Below are 25437 nucleotides of genomic sequence, written 5' to 3' on the forward strand. Positions count from 1 at the left end.
CGGCAGCCTCGCCACATAGTGCGCCAGTTGCCTGCAAGAACAGTCATTCCGGAAATTCTTTACCGGCTTTTGTCGTGGCGGATCAAAGGAGAATGGCTCGTCTCGACGGGCTTCCAGATAGCATGAGCACAGCGCAATCCGAAATTTCCACCATTCTCGTAGATAAGGTTGCGGATTGGCTGACCCAATCGGCGCTGGCGGGCAACGACCTGGAAACATTGGTAAAAGGCTTTTGTGAACGGCTGGCTGCTGCCGGTCTGCCGCTGAAGCGGGTGCATTTGAGCTTTTCGATGCTTCATCCGCTTTATGACGCGCTTGGCTTCACCTGGCTTCGCGGCCAAGGCCTGGAAGTGGAAGGCTTCCGCAGTGAGAACGGCGTTCATTCTGACAGATTCCTGACCAGTCCATACTACCATCTGCTCAGCAACAAGCTCGACCATCTGCGGCGCCGGCTCGACCCGTCGGTGCGGTCAGAGTTTCCTGTTTTCGATGAGCTCAGCCAAATGGGCGTCACCGATTACATGGCTTTCGTCCATCCCTTCAGCGTCGATACCAGTCAGGGCATGATGGGGTCTTGGTCGACCGACAGTGCTTCAGGCTTCAGCGACAGCATGATTTCGGCGCTGCTGCACATCCAGAACCATCTCGCTATCGCAACCAAGATGGCGGTGCTCACCAAGCTCGCCGACAACATGATGACCACTTATCTCGGCGGCGACGCCGGCAGGCGCGTGCTGGACGGCCAGATCAAGCGCGGCGACGGCGATACAATCCGGGCCGCACTGGTCATGGCCGATATGCGCGGGTCGTCAAGGCTTGCCGAAACCGCCGGCCGCGAAATCTATATCGATACGCTGAACCAGTTTTTCGATGCCATTGCCGCACCTTTCAATCGCAACGGCGGGCAGATCATGAGTTTCCTGGGGGATGGCTTCATTGCCGTCTACCCTTGCGAAAGGCACCGCTCGCAGTCCGAGATCGCCTGCCAGGCCGCTCTTGCGGCAGCGCACAAGGCCACCGCGCGTATGATGGAGCTCAATCTGCGCAGAAAGGAGCAAGGGTTGGACGACATAAAATTCGGTATCGGCCTGCATGTCGGCAATGTGATGTTCGGCAATGTCGGGCTTACCGACCGGCTCACATTCTCTGTCTTCGGCGCGGCCGTAAACGAGGTCCAGCGCCTCCAGACCCTGACCAAGAAATATCCGCACAGCGTTCTCGCCAGCAAAGACTTCGCTGGCTATTGCGACGCCGACAGCTGGCTGACGCTCGGCAAGGAGGAACTGGCTGGGATCAAGCAGAAGCTGACGGTGCTTTCACCCGATCTGTCGGGTGACCTCGCACTCGATGAAGACGCTGCGCCGATTCACGACCGGATATCGGACGCCGAGCAGGTTATGCTGCTTCATCGCGATGCCGCGCGGCTGTCGGGGGGCGACCGGAGGAAGCTCCAGTAACCGCCACGATCTGATCCGAACGCCTTTGGGATGCAGTCCGGTCGCCGGTTCCGCCAGGGAACTGGCGACTGTTTCGAATCCAAGTTGCTCTAGGCGCGCAATACGCTAGTCTCGCCTTCTGGACCTACCAGAGTGGGGCTGGTGTGAGAATGAATTCGGGCGTTGATCTGCTGCGGATCGAGGATGTTGGCATCTCTTTTGCCATTGTCGGGGGACCGTTGCATGCCGTCAGGCGTGCAAATCTTCGCGTCCTGCCCGGCAGGGTTACCGCGCTTGTGGGCGAGTCCGGTTCCGGAAAGTCGGTTCTCAGCCAGGCAGTGATGGGCATTTTGCCGAACACAGCCCATGTTCGCGGCCGCATCCTGTTTTCCGATCCTGAAAAACCCGGCACGACGCAGGATATCCTGCAGATGCCGCGCGACGGACCCGAAATCCGGGCGTTGAGAGGCAGCCGCATCGGCAAGATCTTTCAGGAGCCGATGACATCGCTGTCGCCGTTGCACACGATCGGCAACCAGGTCAGCGAGTCCCTGCAGATTCATACGCCCATGGCTCGGGTGGAGCGCAAGGCGCGGACCGAGGAAATGCTCGGCCTTGTCGGCTTTCCCAACCCCAAGCGCGCCTATGACATGTATCCCTTTGAACTTTCGGGAGGATTGCGTCAACGCGCCATGATCGCCATGGCGCTCATCTGTCGGCCCGCTTTGTTGATCGCCGACGAGCCGACGACGGCGTTGGACGTCACCATCCAAGCGCAAATCCTGCAATTGCTGCGCGGGCTTCAGACCAAGCTGAACATGGCGATGCTGCTGATCACACACGACCTTGGCGTGGTCGCCAATGTCGCCGACGAGGTGGTGGTCATGTACCATGGCGAGATCATGGAAGCGGGACCTGTGGAGGCGATATTCCGCCGGCCAGGCCACCCTTACCTGAAGGGCCTGATGGCGGCCGTTCCGCATTTCGACCTGAAGCCTGGCGAAAGGCTGAAGGCGCTGCGCGAGGTGCCGGTGAATGTCGGGAACCTGCTCGGCAAGCAGACGGCGCCGGTATCGAAGGGGCCGGACGACATCCTGCTGTCGGTCAGGGATCTGACAAAGACCTTCACCATCCGCAAGTCCGGATGGTTCGGCGGGGATCATCAAACTTCTGTTCGCGCCGTGGACGGCGTGAGCTTCGATATCAGGCGGGGTGAGTGCCTGGGTCTGGTCGGCGAAAGCGGCTGCGGCAAAACCACCGTCAGCAAGATCCTCATGCGGGCTATCACCCCTAGCGGCGGCTCTGTGGTCTTCAATGGCCGCGAGGGACCGATCGACGTGCTGGAAGCCGAGGGAGACGCCCTGCGATTGCTGCGCGCGAAAATCCAGATGGTCTTCCAGGATCCGGTTTCGTCGCTCTCACCTCGCATGACGGTGGAGAACATCTTGAGCGAGCCGCTGGAAATCCATCAACGTGGCAATGGCGCGTCCCGACTCGCCACGGTCAAGAGCCTGATGCAGGCAATCGGGCTCGATCCGCGCTTCATCAAGCGCTATCCCCACAGTTTCTCCGGCGGGCAGCGTCAGCGTATCGGCATCGCGCGCGCATTGGCGCTGGGGCCTGAACTGCTGATCTGCGACGAGCCGGTTTCGGCGCTCGATGTCTCTGTCCAGGCGCAGATCCTGAACCTCCTGAAGGACCTGCAGAAGGAACTGGGCCTGACCTACCTGTTCATATCCCACAATCTGGCGGTGGTTGACTACATGGCGGACCGCATCGCGGTGATGTGCGGCGGGCGTATCGTCGAGCTTGCGCCGCGCGAAATTCTGCTCAGGAAACCGATCCACCCCTACACGCGCTCACTGCTGGCCGCAGTCCCTTTCCCCGACCTCGACCGACCGATGGACTTCAAGACGCTGAAGCTCGGCGGCGCTTCCGACACCAGCGCATGGGGACCGCAATTCCGCGACGAAGGCGACGAGGATATGCTGTCGCCGCTCGACCTCGGCGGCGGTCACCTCGTGCTGGCCCGGCGTACGGCCGATGTCAGCGAGTTACGCCATTGATCAGCCGGCGCACCGTCCTTGGGCTCATGGCTTCGGCATTTCTGCCGGGCACGTCGCGCGCCGGCGATCTGGAGCCGGAATTTCTTCAGCCGCAGCTGACGGCCCGGGCGCTGCCGGCACTCGCCGAACGCTTGCCCAAGAGCCCGCGCGCGTTGAACCTCGCCGCAATGGGCCGGCAGCCCGGCCAGTATGGCGGCACGCTGCGCACCATCATCGGCAGCCAGAAAGATATCCGGATGATGACGATCTACGGGTATGCCCGCCTAGTCGGCTATGACGAAAAGCTCAACTTGCAACCCGACATTCTCGAAAGTTATGACGTGGCGGATGACCGCGTCTTCACGTTCAAGATACGGGAAGGGCATAAATGGTCTGACGGTAGCCTGCTGACGCCGGAGGATTTCCGCTATTGCTGGGAAGATGTCTGGCTGAACGACGAGCTTTCGCAAGGCGGGCTCGCCCCGGCCCTTTTGGCGGACGGCAAGCCGCCACGTTTCGAGATCGTCGACCCGTTGACGGTCCGCTATAGTTGGGATGCGCCCAATCCCGACTTCCTGCCCAAGCTCGCTGCTGCTTCGCCGCTCTCGCTTGTTCTGCCGGCCACCTATCTCAAGCAGTTCCACAAGAAATACCAGGATCCATTCCGGCTCGCCGGCCTGATGAAGGAGAACCGGGCCAAGAAATGGACGCTCCTGCATATCCGCATGTCGCGGCAGTATCGCCCGGAGAATCCGGAACTGCCGACACTCGATCCCTGGCAGAACCGGACCAAACCGCCGGCCGAGCAATTCGTCTTCGAGCGAAACCCGTTCTTTCATCGAATGGACGAGAATGGCCGGCAACTGCCCTATATCGACCGGATCGTCATGAATGTCAGCTCGTCGGCGATCATCTCCGCCAAGACCGGTGCGGGCGAGAGCGACCTGCAATGTATGGGAATCGACTTCACCGATTACTCCTTCCTGAAGGATGCGGAGAAGCGCTACCCGGTGAAGATGCATCTGTGGAAACGCACACAGGGTTCGCGGCTGGCGCTGCTGCCCAATCTGAATTGTTCCGACCAGGTGTGGCGTGGCCTTCTTCGTGACGTGCGCGTGCGCCGCGCCCTGTCGCTCGCCGTGGACAGGCGCGAGATCAACATGGCTGTGTTCTACGGTTTGGCGCAGGAAAGTGCCGATACGGTATTGCCGGAGAGCCCGCTCTACCGGCCGGAATTCGCGAAAGCCTGGGTTGCCCATGATCCCGACCAGGCCAATGCCCTGCTCGACGAGGTCGGGCTCCAGACGCGTGACGATGACGGCCTGCGGATGCTTCCCGATGGGCGCTCTGCGCAGGTCATCGTGGAAACGGCCGGCGAAAGCACGCTGGAAACCGACGCACTCGAACTCATCACCGATCACTGGCGCAAGATCGGGATCGCCCTGTTCATCCGGACTTCGCAGCGCGACATCTTCCGCAGCCGCGCGCTTGGCGGCCAGATCATGATGTCGATGTGGTCGGGCATCGACAATGGCGTGCCGACCGCCGACATGAACCCGTACCAGCTGGCCCCCACCGTCGACGACCAGCTGCAATGGCCGCTCTGGGGCGCTCACTATCTGTCCCATGGCAAGATGGGTGAGGCGCCCGATCTTCCTGAGGTGGTCGAGTTGATGGCTTTGCTCAAGCGCTGGAACGGATCGACCGAAGCCACCGAGCGCGCCGAAATCTGGAATTCAATGCTGTCGATCTACACCGACCAGGTGTTTTCGATCGGCACGGTGAACGCAACGCATCAGCCGATTCTGGCGTCCTCGCGGCTGCGCAACCTGCCTGACAAGGCGCTCTACGGCTACGACCCGACCGCTTATTTCGGTGTCTACATGCCGGATACATTCTGGCTTGGAGACACCTGAGCGTGCTTCGATATCTTGTCTGGCGCATCGCCGTGATGGTTCCAACGCTGCTGGTCATATCGGCACTGGTGTTCACGATCATCGAACTTCCACCGGGCGACTATTTCGACAGCTATGTCGCCGAGCTTCGGGCCCAGGGCGAAGCGGTGGATTCCGATCGCATCGAGATGATGCGCAAGGAATATGGTTTCGACCAGCCACCGGTCATTCGCTACTTCTACTGGGTCGGGGGGATGCTGCACGGCGATTTCGGCTATTCCTTCGAATATGAGCTGCCGGTTCGCGACGTCGTCGGGGACCGAATGTGGCTGACCGTGCTGGTTTCCTTCGTCACGATCATCTTCACCTGGCTCATAGCCTTTCCGATCGGCATGTACTCCGCCACCCATCAATACAGCTGGGGCGACTACGGCCTGACTTTCTTCGGCCTTCTCGGCCTTGCCATTCCGAACTTCATGCTGGCGCTGATCCTGATGTATTTCGCCAACATCTGGTTCGGCACATCCATCGGCCATCTCATGGACCAGCAATATCTCGGCGAGCCGATGAGCTGGGCCAAGGCGAAGTCGATCCTCGCCCATCTCTGGATTCCGGTCTTGATCATCGGCACCGGAGGCACGGCAAGCATGATCCGGCGGCTGCGCGCCAATCTTCTCGACGAGCTACACAAGCAATATGTCGTGACCGCGCGCGCCAAAGGACTTCATCCGTTCAAGGCGCTGGTCAAATATCCGCTGCGCATGGCGCTCAATTTCTTCATTTCCGACATCGGCTCTATCCTGCCGGCCATCATCTCCGGTGCCGAAATCACGGCGATCGTGCTGTCCCTGGAGACGACCGGGCCTATGCTGATCAAGGCGCTGCAAAGCCAGGACATGTACCTGGCAGGGTCGTTCCTAATGTTCCTCGCCTTCCTGACAGTCATCGGCGTCCTGATTTCCGATCTTGCGCTGGCGCTGCTTGATCCACGAATTCGTTTGCAGGGCGGCAGCACCAAATGAACACGCATTCGCCCCTGCCCGCTCCGGGTGCTCCACTGCAGCACTACGTTTCCACCGCGCCCTTTGACCTGCAGTCGGTCGAGGCGATGACGCCGGAGCAGTCGAAGGTCTTTCAGGCGTCGCAGTTGCGGCTGATGTGGTGGAAATTCCGGAAGCACCGGCTTGCCGTTGTATCCGGCATATTCCTGGCGGCGCTTTATTTCGGAATACTGATCTGCGAGTTCCTGGCGCCCTACAATCTGCACACGCGCAACATGGACTACATCTATTCGCCGCCGCAGCGGGTGCACCTGTTCCACGACGGCCAGTTCGTCGGTCCGTTCGTCTATGGCCGCAAGATGACGCTGGATATGGACACGCTCAAGCGGAACTACATCGAACAACAGGATGATGTTCAGCGGATCCGTTTCTTCTGCAAGGGCGACAGTTACCAGTTCTGGGGCCTGATCGAAGGTGACAGGCATTTTGTCTGCCCCGCCGAAAACGGCCAGCTTTTCCTGGCCGGCACCGACAGGCTGGGGCGCGATGTGCTCTCGCGCATCATCTATGGCGCACGCATTTCACTGACAATCGGCCTCGTCGGCATCAGTTTCAGCTTCCTGCTCGGCATTGTCATCGGCGGACTGGCCGGCTATCACGGCGGTATCTTCGATCTGATCGTTCAACGGATAATCGAAGTTCTGCAATCGATCCCCAGCATTCCGCTATGGCTGGCTCTGGCGGCGATCATGCCGATAACCTGGAGTCCGATCCTGATCTATTTCGGCATCACCGTCATCCTCGGGCTGCTCGACTGGACCGGACTGGCGCGCGCCGTGCGTTCAAAGCTTCTAGCCTTGCGCGAGGAGGATTACGTTCTGGCCGCGCAATTGATGGGCGCCAGAAGCAGCCGCATCATCGGGCGGCATCTCATTCCGGGTTTCATGTCGCACCTGATCGCGACGGCGACGATCTCCATACCCGGCATGATCCTGGGCGAGACGGCGCTGAGCTTCCTCGGGCTCGGCCTGAGGGCTCCGATAACCAGCTGGGGCATCCTGCTTACCGAGGCGCGCAGCGTCAGCGTCATCGCTTTCTATCCATGGCTGCTTTTGCCGATGCTCCCCGTCATTCTCGTCATCATGGCGTTCAACTTCCTCGGCGACGGCTTGCGGGACGCCGCGGATCCCTACAAGTGAGATCGCTGTTCCGCGCGCGGGCTGCCGAACGACTCCACCCGGTATGACGGTTCTCGGCGGATGGTTGCGTTATTGCAAGGTTCGTCGTTCGCCTCTATATGCGGCAGGCCTCGATCGAGGCTGCTGGTTCAGGACATACAATCGCATATGAGTCGCCTCGATAATTTCATCAGCAGGATGACCGCACAGCGCGACATTCTCAATCAAATCTGCCCCGAGGTGGCGAAGATGGAGGGGCTTGTGCTCGAGCTCGGCCTCGGCAATGGCCGGACGTTCCACCATCTGCGCGAGCTTCTGCCCGGGCGTCGGATCGTGGTGTTCGACCGCGAAGTTGGTGCACACGCCAGCTCAATTCCCGATACTGAAAACCTCGTGCTCGGCGAAATACGCGAGACGGCCCGCAAGTTCATTGGCATCGACGCCGCTCTTGTTCATGCCGACATCGGCACCGGCTATGACGATCGCGACGCAGTGACCGCTACCTGGCTTCCCGATCTGATTGCGCGCCTGCTTCGCGTCGGCGGCTTCGCGGTCAGTGGCACGCCACTCGATCACCCGCTATTGCAACGCCTCCCGGCGCCGACTTCGGAGCCCGCCGATCGTTATTTCCTCTGCAAGCGCGTGTGAGCGCGCCAGGAAATCTTCAGGGGATCGTATAGACTGCTATCTCCCGCTCAATGCCGCGCAGCGAGACCTCATGAGGCACCGGCGTCAGCGCGTTCCTGTGCAACAGATCGGCGGTGAGATTATCTTCGACCACCGCACGCGTGGCGAAGATCGCCTGTGCCTTGGCAAGGTTCTGGACTCGTGAAGCAATGTTGACCGTCTGGCCGAAATAGTCCTGCCGCTCGTTCATGGACACGGCGATGCAGGGACCGGCATGGACTCCGATCTTGAGCAGCAGATCCTCGCGCCCGCTCTTGTCGTTGAGCTCACGCATGGCATCGCGCATCCTGAGGGCCGCGGCAATCGCACGATCAGGCGTCGCGAAGGTCGCCATAACCGCATCACCGATCGTCTTCACCACCGCGCCTGCCTCGGCCGCGACGATCTCGTGCAGAACCTGGAAATGCTCGCGCACGAGATCGAAAGCCGAAAGATCGCCCACCCGCTCGTAAAGCTCGGTCGATCCGCGCAGGTCGGTGAACAGAAAGGTCAGGCTGGTGATCTTCAGGCGCTGGTTAATGTCGAGTGTATCGGTGCGATACAGATTGCGGAACGTCTGGTTGGTGAGCAGGCGCTTGGCGGTCAGGAAGGGCCGGCGTTTGCCCAGGAAATCATGCAATAGCTGGCCGGCGATGAAGACCGTCGGCAGCACGCGGGCGTCGGTCCTGTTCTCCAGCGAAATGCGCAACGGGCCGGGTTGCATCTCCAGCGTCTGGTTCTGGACATGGTCGCGGTCGAAGACCAAAGAAAGGCTTCGGCGCTCTTTTGTCGGTTCGCCCTTCCCGTCGATGAACTGCACTGAATGGGTGACCGGCTCAAAGACGATGACGAATTCAGACGGAAGCTGTATCGGCAGAACCGCCTTTTCACCGGGGGCAAGCTCGATATCCTCCAGCGAGAACGCTTCTATCTTTTTCGCGAAATCCTCTTCCGGCAGATCGACACCGGACGCCCAGTAGATCTGGCGGAAATATTCCATCAACGACAGCTCGTGTGGATTGTGGGCGGCAATCCTGCGCACGCGGGGACTGACGGTGAATGTCACCTCGACCATCTCGTCAAGGGTCGGCGAATAGCCCTCGGAGCACAGCGCGCAGGTGTATTCGTCCTTCTGCACGGTTTTCAGCGTGGCGTTGGTATCGAGCACGCCGCCACAACCGGGGCACAGAACATTCCAGGAAATGTCGAAGATGCCTACCCGTGCCGCATGGAGAAAGGCGCTTATGGCGCGTTCCTCGTCGAGGCCATGCTTGCTGGCGAAGGCTGGCACATTGATGCGGCAAAGTTCGCGGTCCTTGCCCTCCGCGATGGTTTGCTTGATCGCATCGATTGCCCGCGGATCGACATCGGTCGATTGCAGCAGAAGCGAGAACAGATCCTGAGCTTCGTTCATCGTGCAGGCTCCGGAAAGATGCGCCCCGGAGGCGTGTTGACCGGACCGGTCACCGGTCCGAGCGCTTCATCTTACTCCGAAACGGACCGTACGGCCATTCGAATAGACAAGCCGGTGACAGTTCAATTTCCATTCGGCGGATTTTCACCGGCCCCTAGCGGCACTATGATGGCTCCATGGGCCATTCATCTTTGGGACTTTCTCCCATGCCGACAGCCAACAACCCGCCATTTCCCGCGGCCCTGCGCCTTTTCTCGGTAATGGTCCTCATCGTGCTGATCGTAGGCGCCGCCCTGTTTTTCGCTCCGGTGCTGGTCAGGCCGCGCTGGCCTTGGGCCGTCACGCCGTTCAATGCCCGCTTCCTCGGCGGCTTTTACACCGCCGAAATGGCCGTGATGGCGGCGCTGCTGGTCTGGAATCGCTGGTCGCCCGGCAGGCTCGTGCTCGTCATGGCCTTCATCTTCACCGTCATCGTGTCGGTGGCTTCGTTCATCAATCTCGGCTATTTCAACTTCGGGCGCAAAGCACCCTGGCTCTGGTTTTTGGTCTATCTTGGTTCGGTCGCGGTATCCGGGCTGTTCCTGTGGCGGGCTAGGGCCCGTCCTCCTGCAAAAGGCGTGATCTTAAACCCCGCATGGCGCGGCTACATGGCGGCGGAAGCGACAATTCTCGGGCTCTACGGCGTCGGCCTGTTGCTGTTGCCCCTGACATCCAGCAGCTTTTGGCCATGGCCGATCGATGCCTTTCACGCTCAGGTCTACAGCGCCATCTTCCTCGCCGGCGCGGGTGGTGTATATCTCGTCTGGAAAAGCGCGCCGCGCGAGGAACTGCTGGTGCTCGGCCTGGCGCAGTTTCTGGTGGGCCTGCTTGCCATCCTTGGCCTCGTCATCACCGACGCCGCGGTGCACCGGATCGGCTGGACGGCGACAGGGACATTGTGCTGGCTCGCCCTTTTCGGCTGGATCGGCATCAGCGGCGCCTTCAAACTCTACGCCGCCTCCGGGGTTTTCAGCCCGCAATCGGCATCATAGATTGCACAGACAGCTGGATTTTCAGGTGACGTCCGATGCATCGTGCAGGACCGATGCCTTGCCGGGAAAGCCATGACCTCGTTATCCCAAGAGAAAATCCAACCGCAGCTCCGGGCCGTCCGGGCAAGCGATGCGGAGGCGCTTTGCGCCATCTTCAACATGCCGGGCTTCCGCTGGGGCACGCTCAGGATGCCCTTCGAGAGGGTGGAGCAGGTGGAGCGGCGCATCGCCAAGTCCGGCCATGAAACCACCTGGATCGTTGCCGAGTTGGACGGCAAGGTCGTCGGCCATGGCAGCCTGGTCGTGCAGGGTTCGCCGCGCCGTTCGCATATCGGCGAGATCAATATCGGACTTGACGATGCGTTTGTCGGCAAGGGCATCGGCTCTGCCATACTTGGCGCGCTGCTTGACGTGGCCGACAACTGGCGCGCCCTGAAGCGGGTCGAATTGACCGTCTATGCCGACAACGAACCGGCCATCCGTCTCTACACAAGCCACGGCTTCGAAGTCGAAGGCCGGCATGTGAAGGCCGGTTTTACCGACGGGCAGTACCATGACCTCCTGAGCATGGCCCGGCTGCGGTTCTGAGAAGCGCTGTCACACCATCTTGATCGAGCTGACAATCCATGTGTGGGCCGGCCGGATCCAGCAATCCGCTCGCCCTTGGCGTTCGCACCGCAAGCGGCTAGACGAGACCAATGACAGCCGTCTTTGACCCAACCCCTGCGCCTCCGGCGGAAATTCTGGCTGTGCTGTCGCTGCTCTGCCCGGAAGTCGTGCGTGATATCGAGCAGAATTGGAACGCACCGGTTTCCGATTACGCCCGCCATCTGTGGCGGCCGGTGGCAAAGCCCGTATCGGGCCCAGCGATCGCTGCCCGTTCGATCCTGCGCGAAGTTCTGCATCAGCGCCTTGGTGCGATCATGCAGCCTGAAGAGATCGGCAAAGCCCTGGACGAGTTCGAGCATAGACCGGTGATTCAGTCCGGCCTGCACTGCCTGCTTCTGATGGACCGGATCACCTTCGATGCCCTCCTGCTTGCCTGGCTCGGCGCGGTCGAAAACGGGCTGTCGGCCTTCTTCAGCTTCATGGGAACGACGATGACCATGGAGACAATTGGCCGGGAGGGGCCGGGATGGCTCGATGTCGGTGGCGACAAGGTCAACCTGTTTGGCATGGGGCGCCACAAACTTTGCCGCAAAAGCGCCTGCGCGGCCGGTCCCGTCACCCTCAACAAGCGTGCGCTCGAAGCGGTGGGCGACGAAACTGATGCCAGCCGCTGGCTGAGCACGCTGCGTGCCAGCCAGGGCAAGGTGTTTGGGACCGCCGCCGATGCGCTGACGGCCCTCAACGAAGATCTGGTCGCCAATTGGGATCGTTCCGGCATGGCCCTGCCGGTTTTCATCGATGATCGGCTCGCCGCTTCTGCCGTGGCGCGGCATCTAGACCATGACGGCAGCCTTCTTTCCAGGCTGCTCATTGAGCCCGCAAGACGCCAGCGTCTCGAACGTGCCTTGCAAGAAGCCGAATCGAGCCCATTTGGCAGATTCCTGCCCAATGCCACAGCCTATTTCTGGGGCATCCGCGAGGAGCGCGTGCGCAAGCTCGTCCTTGAGAGCGGGCACCTGATCGAACCTGACAGGCCGCATGGTCTTTCCATACCGTTCGAGCGGTCGCATCTCAGGCAGGCGCTGCTGGACGGCGTGCTGCTGCCGAACTTGTTCCTGATGTTCCTCGTCCTTGCCATATTGCCGCGCGTACGGGTTGTGGGCGGCCTGAGACAGATTGGCTATGTAGCGCTTTTCCACTCGATCCTGCTGGCTGCGCTGGATGAAAACGCGCCGGAAGAGCGCGACCTGGCCGCGGAGCTTGAGGTTCGGGAAAATGCCTGGGGCATGCGGGTCATCGATGAAAAGATCTCGGTCCGCGAGCAGCTTGCCGGCCTGCCGGAAGGGGCGCTCTTCCCGGACCTGCTCCGGCAATACCGTTTGCGGACACTTGCCGAGACGACCGACGACCTGAAACTGGTTCGCGAGAACGCCCGATGGCGCAGGATCGGCCGGGCAGAGATCAAGGCGACCTGACCTTATTTCAGTCTTAATAATCACCCTGACAAGTTCACCGCTCTTCGAGCACGGCCTCGACTTTGGCAACAAAGTCATCGAGCGAGCGATCCCCGCGAATCTCGATGCGCGGAAGGTCGATGGGATCGCAGTCGAGATCCGCCGGCCCGTGTCTGCCGCCGAAGCCGATCCGATAGCCGCACTCCTTGGCCAACCGGCCAATCCGTCGGTCGGTGACAGAAAAGGGTGCCGCGAACGCCGTGGTCGGCCGACCGGTCCACCGTTCGATGAACATACGAGAGCGCAGGAGCTCGGCGGCCAGATCCGAGCTCGACAGACCATCGATCGCGCTATGGGTCGCCAGATGGCTACCGAAGAACGCACCTTCGGCGGCGAGGCGTCGCACCGTGCCGGCGTCCATAAGCGGCGCCGGTGGACCGCTGTCGGCATCCCACTGCGCACTCTCACCCACGAGATCCGTCACCAGGAACACTTCCGCGGTCAGGTCGTTCGCGCGCAAGATCGGCCAGGCATGGTCGGCAAAGTTCTGAAAGCCGTCATCGAAGGTGATGAGCACCGGGCGGCCGACGAAAGGTTGACGGTTGGCGATGGACCCTTCCAGCTTTTCGGAGCCAATCGCGTGAAAGCCATTGGCGCGCAGCCATGCCATCTGGCTGGCGAATGCGGCGGGTGTCAGCCGAAAACGGGCGAGCGCGGCCGGACCATCATCGGCGACGCTGTGATACATGAGGACAGGGATACGCTGCCGCCGCTCGCTACGTGCGACGTCGCGGCGCAAGGCCCGCGCCCCGCCCCAGACGATATTTCGCGCGACCCCGATTGCGACGGGCGCGCGGATTGGCACATGATCTATCATCGGTCCCGCCGCCACCTCGCCTGGTGACAGGCGGCGGAAGCGGTCTACGCGATAGAGCTCGGTCTGGATCGATTGCTCGAGGACGAGGCCTTCGGTCGCGGCCAGCGTCTGCGAGATCGCTTGTGCACCGAATGTATTCCAGTCGAAGCCCGTCCTCTCAACATTGTCACGCAGCACGAATGCGTGCGCGCTGATGAAACTGCCGCCAGGCGCCAACGCCTCAACAAATTTTTTGGCGATGCGCCGCAACTCGTCGAGATCGTCCAGATAGTAGAAGACCTCCGAACAGACGATCAGATCCATCTCGCCCGGCAGCGTGTCCGCGGAGAAATCCAAGACGCCGAACTCAACATTCGGCTGATCGCCGCATCGCGCGCGGGCCCGTTCGACGGCTATGGCGGAGATGTCAGTTGCGGTCAAATGGCCCACTCGCGGCGCCAGCTGCCGCGTGAAGTGGCCCTCCGCACAAGCCAGCTCAAGCGCCCGTCCGATGGGACCGGCAGGCAAAATTTCGAGCTGCCGCTCGTACTTTTCCTGCTCATAGGACGAACCGTAGTTCCAGGGATCCTCGGTCGCGAAATAGCCATTCCAGAACGACGTGCGATCCTTGCCGTGCCGGGCCCGTGCGCGGCGCGGCGCGGCGGGAGGCTCCGCAGGTTCGGCGCTCGATCGAACCAGCTCCCGCGCTTCCTCGGCCAATTGGGCGAGTTTGCCGAAGTGACTGTCTGGATCGGACCGGCGGTCAAGCCGCTCAGGGGGCACGACATTCTGGATCAATTCGATCCAATAATCCCTTGTCACTGTCCCGAGTGCACCGAATTGCACGACAGACTCGATCTGGCCATCCGTCACCAGGTAGGCGTAGATTTGATCGATTCCTTGCGGAAGTTCGAGCGTAGTCGGATTTCGAGCGTCGACGCGAATTCCAAGTGTGTGCGCCAGCCTCCGCGGCGCGGCAAGGTCGTCGACGTCGAGAAGCATTTGCTCGAGTTGATACTGGACGCGACGACCGGTTGCGGGATTCTCCCAGACCCTGCCGATCAACTCGGTGACGGGGCCGCCGAACCGGTCCCACCTGGCAGCCAATTGCGCTGGCACCGACAGGCTTCCGACCATCAGGCCATCGACGGCCACCTTGGCGATCTCACGCGCCCATTTACGTCCTGCCGGGAGCGCGCGCAGGGCGTGCGGGTCGACCGAGCGCGAGCCGCTGCCGCAATCCGACGCGGCGTTCCACAACGCGAACCATGCGAGTGCCTCGGAGGCGGTGCCGCCGTTCGCCTCGATCGCTCCATTGGCATGAGCCGAAGCCGGGTGTTTGACCCTGGGATCAGGAGAAAAGCCGCGGGCGATCACGATTTCCGCATCTGCCAGCATCTGCGTCGAATTGCGGGAGAGCGCGTTGGGGCCGATACGATAGAAAGCGAGCGGCTCGTCGACCATCACCCAATCTTTGCCCAGACGCGCGAGGCGCTGCCACAGGTCCCAGTCCTCGCAGGTGCGCAGCGACACATCGAAACCGCCCAGCCCGACAATTGTCTCCCGGTCGACCAGCAGCGCGTGAGTGGCGATGGCGCACCGGCGGGCGAATGTTTCGAATGGCTGGGCCGCGACCTCCATGGCGATGCTCGGCGGGGTGAGTCCGCCATCGGGCATCACGCGCCGGGACCCGCAATAGGCGGCCACTGCCCCGGGAGCGGTTTTCAGTGCGGCCAGCATTTTCGCAAGGAAGCCGGCATCCACCCAATCGTCCGCATCCAGAAACATGAGCCAGCGGCCGCGCGCTGTCGAAATCCCGCTATTGCGCGCGCCGGCGGCGCTATAGGCGCAAGAGCTTAACGTGCGAAATCGGGCATCGCGCTCCACATAACCGGCGATGATCGCTGGAGTACGGTCCGTGGAGGCGTCGTCGACGACGATCGCCTCCCAATCCACTATTTCCTGATCGAGAAGGCAATCGAGTGCGCGCGCCAGCGTTGCCTCCGCGTTGTGCGCAGGAACCACGATTGAAACCAAGGGATCATGCGCCACGCCGTCTTACCCGCGCCTGGTTCGAAGGTAGAACAAGAGTCCCGAAACATAGCCGGCGATTTCCTGCCAAAGGAAACGGTCCTCAGGGACATTGCGTCCAAACAGTTTTCCGCGAATTCTTCCGGGCCGCCGCGACGCCACCATTTGGCTGCAGAGCGAGCTTGCTCCTGCCGTGCTACCGATATTGGAAGCCTGGCGCAGCATTCGCACCCGTGCCGCCGAGTTTGGGCGCCAGCTGTCGCAGATGTACGTCAAAGCCAAGCATACTCATGTCGATTCCCGGGATCGGCACCATGACCACAAGCTGCGGTCTCCGGCACCGGGTGAGTGCAATGGCTATGGCAAACCGACGTCTTTTGCAATCGGGGGCGCAATAAATGCAAGCCCACTGAAGCTTGGTGTGAATGACCCCAGTTATTGGGACTATTGCTCCCCTTCCAGCGACCGAGACTCCTCGATTGCGGGGGGGGGCATTATCGAACAGCCATTCTCCGTTCGAAAGGAGACCTTCCTTCTACCGTTGGGGCCGCGTCGGAAGCCGATCGTCGCAGTATACAGCCGGTGCGAAGCAGTATGTTCACCGCCACGGCAAGCTAATTTAGAGATTTCTAATTATCCTGCGATACTTATTTGCGCTCCAGTAGCTATAGCCGGATATTGTATTATTCATTTATTCAGTAGATTTAATACGATTGTCAATTAGTTTATCCCGCTATGGCTGCTGTCACAAATAAGTACTATAGCGGAACCAATCTGAACGCTTGCTTTTGTTACTAGTCCAAGGGATGTAAAATTGACGCTTGAATCGGCCCAAATTAAGAAGATTCCAGCTTGCGGGCCGGGTAATTTGCTGACATTCTGATATGTTTCTGGGTTGTGGCAATTGGGGTATAGAGATGGCCAAGGAATCTGCGAGTACCGCTTCTTCAGCAAATAAAGCGGACGGAAATCTGATAAGTAATGCAGAGGGAAACGGGCTGAACTTCATGGCGGTCCAGGCTCGCGAGAGCGGGGGTTCCGGCGAAGCCGTAGGTGTCGACAAGATACGTGATCTGCTGTTCGGCAACCAGATGCAGGACTATGACCGCCGTTTTTCCAAGCTTGAAGAACGGTTCTTGCAGCGCTTCAAGGATGTCGAATCCGAGGCCAAGCGCAATCTGGAAATGTACGAGTCGAATGCAAAGAAGCAGGTCGAATCGCTCGCGGCGCAATTGCGGAACGAAAAAGATGCACGAGCCGAGGCCGACAAGGAGATCGACCGGAATCTTCGCGAACAAAATCAGGCGCTTGAAAAGCAGGTGCGCGCGTTGTCGGATCAATTAAGCGAGCTCGAGCGCGAAGTTGCGGACCGGGTAAATCGAAGCGATCAATTGCTGCGGGAGGAAATCAAGCAAAAGAATGAAAGCATTCAGATGCTGATTGAGAAAATGTTCTCCGATCTCAGTAACGTCAAGACCGACCGAAATCTTTTGGCTGGCCTGTTTGTCGAGGTCGCGAAATGTCTGAATCAGGATCCCGTCGGCAGCAAGAGCAACTCGGAGCGTAGCTGGAAAGTGAGTTGATCGGACTTGACGTCGACCGTCGACCCAATCAGCCTTCCTCAAAGAACAGCTTCGAACGATACAGAGATTGATCGCGAGGCTCTGGCTAGTCTTTTGGTCGAAATTGCCCGGAATGTCGATCCGGACTATCGTGCGCGTTTCGACGGAGTTCCAACCGCCGATCCTCGCATGGAAACGCTGCGCCAGTTGCTGGTCAGCCGCGAAATTTCGGAACTTTCACGAGTAACCCAACTGCTCGACGAACCCGAGCAGCTTGCGGCTGCGGTGGGCGGAGTTCTCCCCAGTGCAACCGCACGTGCGTCTCATGCGCAGCTCGGCGAGGCCTTTGCGCCAGTGGTCGAGAGGGCTGTGCAACGGTCCATCCAGAAGAACCCGCGCACGCTCACGGATATATTATACCCGGTGTTTCTGCCGGCTATTCGCAAGTCGATCGGCGAAAAGATCGACCAGACCTTTCAGTCGCTGAATGAATCTCTGAGGCATATATTTACCTGGCATGGGCTTAAGTGGAGATTTGAATCCTGGAGAACAGGTGCAAGCTTCTCGGAAGTTGTTCTTAAGCATTCTCTCGTCTATCGAGTAGAACACGTCTTTCTCATCAACCGCAATTCCGGGCTTTTGATTGCGCATGTAGCTGCCGAGAACGCAACGAGTGAAGACCCTCAACTAATTTCTTCGATGATTAGCGCAATTCAGGATTTTGTTAAGGACTCATTTAACGAGAAAGAACAGAGCGGCCTGGACACTATCCGTTTCGGGGAGCTTCGTCTCTGGTCGGAAGTTGGACGGTTTGCGACCTTGGTTGCGGTGATCCGGGGAAATCCGCCAGAGGAATTACATGAAGTAATTCGCGACGTCTTGCTTCGCATCCATGATGAATGCTCACAGGCTTTAGAGCAGTTCGACGGCGACAGTTCGCAGTTGCTCGGCGTAAACACGCAGTTGCAGACCTGCGTTGAACTGAAGCAGGAGGAATCAGACCAGGGATTTCCGTGGCTGGTGGTGGCAGCGGTCCTGCTGATTTTGATTCCAGCAGGCGGTTGGTTCTTTCTTTCCTGGCAATCCGGGCAGCGCTGGCAGGCCTATGTGTCGCGACTGGGGAGCCAACCGGGCATCATCGTTGCCGAACAAAAAATGCGCGGCGGCCAATTCTATATTGCCGGCCTGAGAGACCCGCTTGCCGCCGACCCGCAGGCTCTGTTGTCCGGAACGGAGGTCGATCCCGCCCGCGTTCATTCACAGTGGCAATTCTATCAGAGCCTTGATCCAGAGTTCGTGCTGAAGCGGCTAACGGCGTCGCTGGCTCCGCCGGATTCAGTCCGACTTTCGATCGTCAAGGATCGCATCGTTGCCGAGGGCGAGGCTCCCGACACCTGGATAGATCGGGCGCGCGCAGCGGCCCGACAGCTGTCGGCAGGCGGACCGGAATTCGACATCTCCAAGCTTCGTGATGTGAGCCCCGAGGCACGCGCCGCGGAGCGCTGGCAGGCCTATGTGTCACGACTGGAAACCCAGCCGGGTATCATCGTTGCCGAACAAACAGTGCGCGACGGCCAATTCCATATCGCCGGCCTGAGAGACCCGCTTGCCGCCGACCCGCAGGCTCTGCTGTCCGGAACGGAGGTCGATCCCGCCCGCGTTCATTCACAGTGGCAATTCTATCAGAGCCTTGAGCCGGAGTTCGTGTTGAAGCGGCTAACGGCTTCGCTCGCTCCGCCGGATTCAGTCCGACTTTCGATCGTCGCGGATCGTATCGTTGCCGAGGGTGAGGCTACCGACACCTGGATAGATCGGGCGCGTGCAGCGGCCCGACAGCTGACGGCAGGCGGGCCGGAATTCGACATCTCCAAGGTTCGTGATGTGAGCCCCGAGGCACGCGCCGCGGAGCGCTGGCAGGCCTATGTGTCGAAACTGGAGAGCCAGCCAGGCATCATCGTTGCGGAACAAACAGTGCGCGATGGCCAATTCCATATTGCCGGCCTGAGAGACCCGCTTGCCGCCGACCCGCAGGCGCTGTTGTCCGGAACGGAGATCGATCCCGTCCGCGTTCATTCACAGTGGCAATTCTATCAAAGTCTTGATCCGGAGTTCGTGCTGAAGCGGCTGACGGCGTCGCTGACCCCACCGAAATCGGTCCGGCTTTCGATCGTCGAGGACCGCATCGTTGCCGAGGGTGAGGCTCCCGACACCTGGATAGATCGGGCGCGCGCAGCGGCCCGACAGCTCTCGGCAGGCGGACCGGAATTCGACATCTCCAAGGTTCGTGATGTGAGCCCCGAAGCACGCGCGGCGGAGCACTGGCAGCATTATGTGTCGCGGCTTGAGGCCCAACCGGGAATCATCGTCGCCCAACAAACGGCGAGGGGCGGACATTTCTACATTTCCGGCCTGAGAGACCCGCTTGCCGCCGACCCGCAGGAGCTGTTGTCCGGAACGGAGGTCGATCCTGCCCGCGTTCATTCGCAGTGGCAATTTTATCAGAGCCTTGATCCGAAGTTCGTGGTGAAGCGGCTGATAGCGTCGCTGACCCCTCCGAAATCGGTTCAGCTTTCGATCATCCAGGATCGCATCGTTGTCGTGGGTGAGGCTCCGGCCGCCTGGATCAACCGGGCGCAGGCCGCCGCTCAACAGCTGTCCGCGGACGGAGTGGCTCTGGATGTCTCGCAGCTTCGTGAGCTGAGCCTTGCGGAACTCAATCATTTGAGAGAGGTCATCCAGGCGACCGATATTCTCTTCTATTCCGGCAAGGTTGTGCCGGGACCTGAACAGACGCCGGTTCTCGACAAATTGGCGGATCAATTGAAGGAATTCGCCCAAAATGCCCGAAAGTCAGGCGTAACAGCTCGGTTCATGTTGACCGGGCATTCGGACGCCACGGGCCGTGAGACGGCCAACGCGTCGATCAGCGCCGCCCGCGCCGAGACAGTTCGTGCGCTTCTCAACAAGCGCGGCGTCGCTCCGGAACTGCTGCTGGTTCGGGGCGCGGGAACCTTTGAGCCGGCGGTGCCAGAAGATAGTCGAACTGGGAGCTCCGCCAATCGCCGGGTTTCGGTTACGGTAAACCTAGACTAGTCCGGAGCCCCAGGAATGTTGCAAAAAAAGATCTGCATGTTAGGCGGGTTCGGTGTCGGAAAGACGAGCCTGGTTCGCAGGTTCGTGCAAAGCATCTTTTCGGAAACCTACTTGACCACGGTGGGGGTGAAAATCGACAAGAAGAGTGTCGCACTCCCAGACAAAACCGTGGATCTGATTTTGTGGGATTTGGCCGGCGAAGACGATATCGGCTCATTCCGGGTCAGCTATGTGCGAGGTGCGACCGGGCTCGTGCTTGTCGTCGACGGAACCCGCGCCGCTACTCTTGCCGTGGCGCTCACGCTGCGCGAGCGGGCCGAGGCCGAATTCGGCGCCATGCCGTTTATATTGCTGTTCAACAAATCCGATCTGGCCGATCGGTGGGCAATACCGGATAGTGAGATTGACCAACTGAGGCAACTTGGATGGCAGATCTATCTAACAAGCGCGCTTTCAGGTGAATATGTTGACGATGCATTTCGTCAGCTTGCTTCGATGGTCACCGAATAGGCCATGCATGGATTTCCAAAAGAAGTCAGAAGCTGGATTTACAATTTCTTCAACATTGAGCACTCCGTCGCATATCTGAAAATTGACGCCCAGCTCTGCATAGTTGCGAAGGGCGGTAATATCAAACATTACGGACTGTCATCACTTTGCATTGGTAAGCCAGTTGCCGAGCAGCTTGCGTTCATGGAAGGTTTGCTGCCTTGCCCGGAGCTTCCATTTCATATGGCCATGGTCGAACTGCCCAGCGGGCGTGTCGCGGACCTTCATCTTTTTGCTGACAATGGTTGCGTGTGGCTGCTCTTTCTTGACGCCACTGCCGAACGCGACAACAGGCAGCGGCTTCAACAGAAGGCTTATGAAATGACGCTCCTGCAAGAGAGGGAGCGTCAACTCAACGAGAAATTACAGTCGACGAACGAGGCGTTGAGGGAGAGCCAAGAGGGATTGTCGCGTGAATACCAGCGCGCCGAAAGCCTCCTCCTCAACATTCTTCCGGCGTCGATCGCGGAGCGGTTAAAAGCGGACGAACAGATTGCAGACAGCCACGCAGAGGTGAGTGTGCTTTTTGCCGACATCGTCGGCTTTACGGAAAGAGCGCGGAGCGTCGGAGCCGAGACGACGCTCGCAATGTTAAACTACTTCTTCAAGGCGGCGGATCTGCTCTCGGAACGATACGGCTGCGAAAAAATCAAGACAATCGGCGATTGCGTGATGGTGGTCGCTGGCCTGCCCGTCGCCCGATCCGATCATGCAGAAGCCCTTGCGCACTATGCATTTGAACTGCGGGAGGCGGTTAAGCGCGAACGCTTCGCGGGACAACCGCTAAGACTCAGGATTGGAATTCACTCGGGACCAATCGTTGCGGGCGTCATAGGCAAAAGGCGGTTTGCCTATGACCTGTGGGGCGAGACCGTTAATCTCGCCGCACGTATTCAGACGTCCGCGGAGCCCGATGAAATCCGTATTTCGGATGCAACTCACAAACTGCTTGGACCAGACTTTGCTTGCGACCCACTCGCGGAAACAGAATTGCGTGGTACAGGTCGTGTGCGAATGTGGCGGCTTCCGGCCTGATTTGCCGCTCGGCGTCGCCGACCCTGGAGCGCATTGCATCTCAAGCAGTCAAAAATCGCGGTTTCGAATGTCAGTCGACCACCTGTCATGGTCCCGCGAGACTTGGTCAGCCGCCTACGTACCGATGCACTTTCGTCGCCTCTCAGGCTGCTGCCCGGGCGGCTCAATGAACCATCTCCAGTTACCCGGCGCAACGGCTGGCTCGGAACGATGATGCCTTGCACTGCAACATCGGTTTCTCCAAGGTGGGGCAACGACGGATGTCGTTGCTCGCCGATTTGGCCGGAAGGTTGACAGCACGATGCCACTGAAGATTCGACGATTGGGAGCCAGATACCTGGCGCACCCGGCACGACGTCTCGGAGATCTGACGGCGATGTTTGTCCTTGTCGCCGGGCCGCTCGTCTTTTGGATCGCCCTCCTGTTGGCCGGTCCGGCACAGGCGCAAGCGCCGGCGACCGTCCCGCCGGAAAGGGTCAAACAGCTGTTTGAGCTTCTCGACGATCCGTCCGTGAAGGCCTGGGTGGCCGAACAACGAAACCAGGACGCCGGGTCGACGGGAGCGCCTGCCGCGGCAGGCGCTCCGCCGGCCGACACCTCGTCCGGCGCCGGGGCCGCACCGGGCCAGATGAATACGATGGCATCCTCGACGCTCGATCGGATCAGGCACCATATCGAACGAATCGTGCGAACTTTGCCCCTGCTGCCGGGCCAGTTCGCGCGCGTTCGGGCTGAGACCATGCAGGATATGTCGAGCAAGGGGTCTGCCGGCGTATTTATGTTGATTGCGATGTTCATCGCCGCCGGCCTGGCACTCACCTGGGCAACGTACAAAGTCACCCGTCCATTTCGTCTTTGGATTATCGCGCTACCGAAGGATACGCCCATCGGGCGAGCCAAGAAGATTGGCGGTCGCGCGCTTTATTCCAGCATGCTGATCGTCTCGTTCGCACTGGGCAGCGCCGGTGCGTTCATGTTGTTCGACTGGCCAATGCTCATCCGCGAGATTGTCCTGACATTTCTGATGGCGGCGGTCGTTACATGGGGTGTGCGCATGTACGTCATGGCCATGCTCCTCCCGTCCTACATGAACGTCGAGAACGCCGTCGAGGTTCGCGCTTTGCCGATTACCAACGAAGCGGCTGACCATTGGTCCTTATGGCTACCCCGGATCGTCGGCGTCTTCGCCTTCTTCGGCGCCGCGTTTATCCTCTTGCCGGGCCTCGGCGTCGACCAGGACGGAATGATGGTCCTGTCGCTGGGCGCCGATTTCGTGCTGCTGTTGCTCTTGCTGCTTGCCATTTGGCGTCGGCCAAGGACGCAGCGAGACGGCGCGCGCCACAGCGGTCACACGGAAGCGACATGGCTATTGACTGCTTATTTTGTCGTCCTGTTCCTTCAGCGTGTCGCCGGCTCTTATATATACTTCTGGTTTACCTTCGCCGCATTCTTCCTGCCTTTGGCAATCGTGCTGACGCAGCGCGGGGTTAATTTCGTCCTGCGGCCAGGTTCGGAAGACGCCGGTCGGCCTACGATCCCTGCGGTGACGATCGCTGTCATCGATCGCGCAATCCGGATGATTTTGATCCTGGCGGCGGCTTATTTTCTCGCGCGTGTCTGGGGTCTGGACATGCAATCCATGCGGGACAGCGATACGACGACGACGTTCATATTGCGCGGCTTGATCAATGTCGTGGTCATTGCCCTCGCAGCCGATTTCGGCTGGTCGATCATCAAGGCTTTGATCGAACGAAAGCTGGGTGTCGAAGTACCGCACCCCGTGATCAGCGAGGAGGAGGTCCCGATCCTCGATCCACAGCAGGCGCGGCTGCACACGCTCTTACCGATCCTCCAGAACATGCTGCTGGCATTGATCGTCGTGATGGCGGTGCTGATGATGCTCGCCTCCATGGGTATCCAGATCGGCCCCCTGATCGCTGGCGCTGGCGTCGTCGGCGTCGCCGTCGGCTTTGGCGCGCAAACCGTCGTCAAGGACGTCATCTCAGGCGTGTTTTTTCTGCTCGATGATGCGTTTCGTGTCGGCGAATACATTTCGTCGGGCAATTACAAGGGTACGGTGGAAAGCTTTTCGCTGCGTTCGGTGAAGCTGCGCCACCACCGTGGTCCGTTGTTCACGATACCGTTCGGTGAACTCGGGGCAGTCCAGAACCAGAGCCGTGACTGGGTTATCGATAAATTCAACATCACCGTCGGCTATGACACCGATATCGACTTCGCCCGCAAGCTGATCAAGCGGATCGGCCTCGAACTGGCGGAAGATCCCGAGTTCAAACACTGGGTGCTCGAGCCGATCAAGATGCAGGGTGTACAGGAGTTCGGCGAGTACGGCATCGTCTTGAGGGTCAAGGCCACAACCAGGCCGGGGGGCGCCTTCGGCATGAAACGCAAATTCTATATACGCCTGCGCCAGGTCTTCAAGGAGCAGGGCATCGAACTCCCATTTCCGACCGTCCATGTCCAGGGGCTGCAGAACCCGCATGAGGCAGAGAATGCGCCGTTGGAAATCACACCCGAACTGAAAATGGCCGTCGCACAGTCGCACACCGATCGGCGCAGAAAAAAAGCCAGCACAACGGAGTAGGAAAGACGGTTAGCCGCCGCCGCCCATGGTTACGGACATGAAGGCCCGGAAGGCCGCCGCCGCCGGGTCGATTGGTCTGTCACGCGACCAGGCCAGGCCGACATCCATAGTGGGGATCGGCTCGACAAGCCCGCGCACTTCTATGCGCTGCCCCTCCAAGGACCAGGGGCGGTAAACCATGTCGGACAGGACAGTGACCCCCATGCCGGCAGCCACGAGCGATCGCACGGCCTCGACCGAACTGGTGGTAAGTACGGCGCGGAGCGAAAGGCCCGCGGCATCCCAGTAACGGGCAGCCGTCGTGCGCGCCTCGTCCACCGTCAGCATGACATAATCTTCCGCCGCCACATCGGCGAGTCTGATTTCCTGCCGCGCGAGCAGATGATGATCAGCCGAAAGCCAGAGCCGGCGGTTCGATCGCATCAAGACCTCCTGCGCCAATTCCTCGGTGTGCTCCAGGTTGGACACCAGCATAACGGCCATGTCGATGTCTCCGCACATCAAGCCGCTTTCGAGGGCGTCTCGGGGCAGTTCCAGCACCTCGACCTCGATCTCGGGATAGGTCTTTCGAAACCGCGCGTAGTGGCGCGACATGTAGTAGCCGACGACCGTGTAGGTCATGCCCAGCCGCAGCTTGCCCGCCAGTCCTTTCCTATCGCGCAACGGGCTTCGGACGGCGGCTGCGACGGCCCCGGTGATAACACGCGCGTGTTCAAGAAACCGCGCGCCCTCCATCGTCAATCTTACGCCAGCGTGGTTACGCTCCAAAAGCCGTACGCCCAGATCAGCCTCAAGCGTCTTTATCGCAGCAGTGACCGCCGATTGAGAGATGTTGAGTTCCACCGCGGCATGACTGACCTGTCCGCTCTCGGCGGTCGCGATAAAATAATCAAGCTGTTTCAAGGTGATGGTCATGGTGCGCTCCGGCCCAAAACCATTATCTGTTTTTTTGATATCACAATCAATAAACTACTATTTCA

Annotated in this window: 17 protein-coding genes; 14 read left to right on the forward strand and 3 right to left on the reverse strand. The window is 59.9% G+C overall.

Annotation, left to right across the window (positions count from 1 at the left end):
- Positions 1-122: 122 nt before the first annotated feature.
- The 6 genes from AC0L2H_RS16035 to AC0L2H_RS16060 all read left to right on the forward strand — a co-directional run bounded on the left by AC0L2H_RS16035 (position 123) and on the right by AC0L2H_RS16060 (position 8203).
- Positions 123-1457, forward strand: a complete 1335-nt coding sequence (locus AC0L2H_RS16035) for an adenylate/guanylate cyclase domain-containing protein (RefSeq protein WP_473591290.1) — start codon at positions 123-125, stop codon at positions 1455-1457.
- A 149-nt stretch (positions 1458-1606) separates the two neighbouring features.
- Entirely contained in the window at positions 1607-3502 is a 1896-nt protein-coding gene (locus AC0L2H_RS16040; protein ID WP_473591140.1) for an ABC transporter ATP-binding protein, read from the forward strand.
- Positions 3499-5397: an ABC transporter substrate-binding protein gene (locus AC0L2H_RS16045; protein WP_473591141.1), complete on the forward strand. Its 1899-nt coding sequence runs from the start codon at positions 3499-3501 to the stop codon at positions 5395-5397. The genes AC0L2H_RS16040 and AC0L2H_RS16045 overlap by 4 nt, the downstream gene beginning before the upstream one ends.
- Before the next feature lie 2 nt (positions 5398-5399).
- The gene (locus tag AC0L2H_RS16050; protein ID WP_378977802.1) at positions 5400-6398 is read left to right on the forward strand and encodes an ABC transporter permease; all 999 of its coding nucleotides are present in this window, start codon (positions 5400-5402) and stop codon (positions 6396-6398) included.
- Positions 6395-7576 (forward strand): ABC transporter permease, encoded by a 1182-nt coding sequence (locus AC0L2H_RS16055; RefSeq protein WP_473591142.1) that lies wholly within the window; start codon positions 6395-6397, stop codon positions 7574-7576. The genes AC0L2H_RS16050 and AC0L2H_RS16055 overlap by 4 nt, the downstream gene beginning before the upstream one ends.
- A gap of 147 nt (positions 7577-7723) precedes the next feature.
- Positions 7724-8203: a class I SAM-dependent methyltransferase gene (locus tag AC0L2H_RS16060; RefSeq protein WP_473591291.1), complete on the forward strand. Its 480-nt coding sequence runs from the start codon at positions 7724-7726 to the stop codon at positions 8201-8203.
- Positions 8204-8219: 16 nt separating this feature from the next.
- On the opposite strand, the gene AC0L2H_RS16065 is transcribed toward AC0L2H_RS16060, so the two are convergent.
- The gene (locus tag AC0L2H_RS16065) at positions 8220-9635 is read right to left on the reverse strand and encodes a DUF5939 domain-containing protein (RefSeq protein ID WP_473591143.1); all 1416 of its coding nucleotides are present in this window, start codon (positions 9633-9635) and stop codon (positions 8220-8222) included.
- A gap of 206 nt (positions 9636-9841) precedes the next feature.
- Between AC0L2H_RS16065 and AC0L2H_RS16070 the strand changes: the two genes are divergently transcribed.
- From AC0L2H_RS16070 to AC0L2H_RS16080, 3 genes are all read left to right on the forward strand, one after another.
- Positions 9842-10666 (forward strand): hypothetical protein, encoded by an 825-nt coding sequence (locus tag AC0L2H_RS16070; RefSeq protein ID WP_473591144.1) that lies wholly within the window; start codon positions 9842-9844, stop codon positions 10664-10666.
- Between the two features lie 72 nt (positions 10667-10738).
- Positions 10739-11254, forward strand: coding sequence for a GNAT family N-acetyltransferase (locus AC0L2H_RS16075; protein WP_473591145.1), 516 nt, complete (start codon positions 10739-10741; stop codon positions 11252-11254).
- Positions 11255-11364: 110 nt separating this feature from the next.
- Positions 11365-12750, forward strand: a complete 1386-nt coding sequence (locus tag AC0L2H_RS16080) for a hypothetical protein (protein ID WP_473591146.1) — start codon at positions 11365-11367, stop codon at positions 12748-12750.
- Between the two features lie 34 nt (positions 12751-12784).
- Here AC0L2H_RS16080 and AC0L2H_RS16085 read toward each other — a convergent pair whose 3' ends face one another.
- Positions 12785-15637 carry a trifunctional glycosyltransferase/class I SAM-dependent methyltransferase/polysaccharide deacetylase gene (locus tag AC0L2H_RS16085; protein ID WP_473591147.1) on the reverse strand — a complete coding sequence of 951 codons (2853 nt, stop codon included), beginning with the start codon at positions 15635-15637 and terminating at the stop codon, positions 12785-12787.
- Positions 15638-16533: 896 nt separating this feature from the next.
- Here AC0L2H_RS16085 and AC0L2H_RS16090 point away from each other — a divergent pair.
- The 5 genes from AC0L2H_RS16090 to AC0L2H_RS16110 all read left to right on the forward strand — a co-directional run bounded on the left by AC0L2H_RS16090 (position 16534) and on the right by AC0L2H_RS16110 (position 24457).
- A complete protein-coding gene (locus AC0L2H_RS16090; RefSeq protein ID WP_473591148.1) occupies positions 16534-17199 on the forward strand; it encodes a hypothetical protein in 666 nt (221 codons plus the stop codon).
- A 6-nt stretch (positions 17200-17205) separates the two neighbouring features.
- Positions 17206-20271, forward strand: coding sequence for an OmpA family protein (locus AC0L2H_RS16095; RefSeq protein WP_473591149.1), 3066 nt, complete (start codon positions 17206-17208; stop codon positions 20269-20271).
- A 15-nt stretch (positions 20272-20286) separates the two neighbouring features.
- Positions 20287-20781 (forward strand): Rab family GTPase, encoded by a 495-nt coding sequence (locus AC0L2H_RS16100; protein WP_473591150.1) that lies wholly within the window; start codon positions 20287-20289, stop codon positions 20779-20781.
- Positions 20782-20784: 3 nt separating this feature from the next.
- On the forward strand, positions 20785-21855 hold the full coding sequence (locus AC0L2H_RS16105) for an adenylate/guanylate cyclase domain-containing protein (RefSeq protein ID WP_473591151.1): 1071 nt from the start codon (positions 20785-20787) through the stop codon (positions 21853-21855).
- Positions 21856-22156: 301 nt separating this feature from the next.
- On the forward strand, positions 22157-24457 hold the full coding sequence (locus tag AC0L2H_RS16110) for a mechanosensitive ion channel family protein (RefSeq protein WP_473591152.1): 2301 nt from the start codon (positions 22157-22159) through the stop codon (positions 24455-24457).
- Positions 24458-24466: 9 nt separating this feature from the next.
- On the opposite strand, the gene AC0L2H_RS16115 is transcribed toward AC0L2H_RS16110, so the two are convergent.
- Positions 24467-25372, reverse strand: a complete 906-nt coding sequence (locus AC0L2H_RS16115; protein WP_473591153.1) for a LysR family transcriptional regulator — start codon at positions 25370-25372, stop codon at positions 24467-24469.
- Positions 25373-25437: the final 65 nt, after the last annotated feature.

The organism is Mesorhizobium sp. WSM4871 (assembly GCF_055811295.1).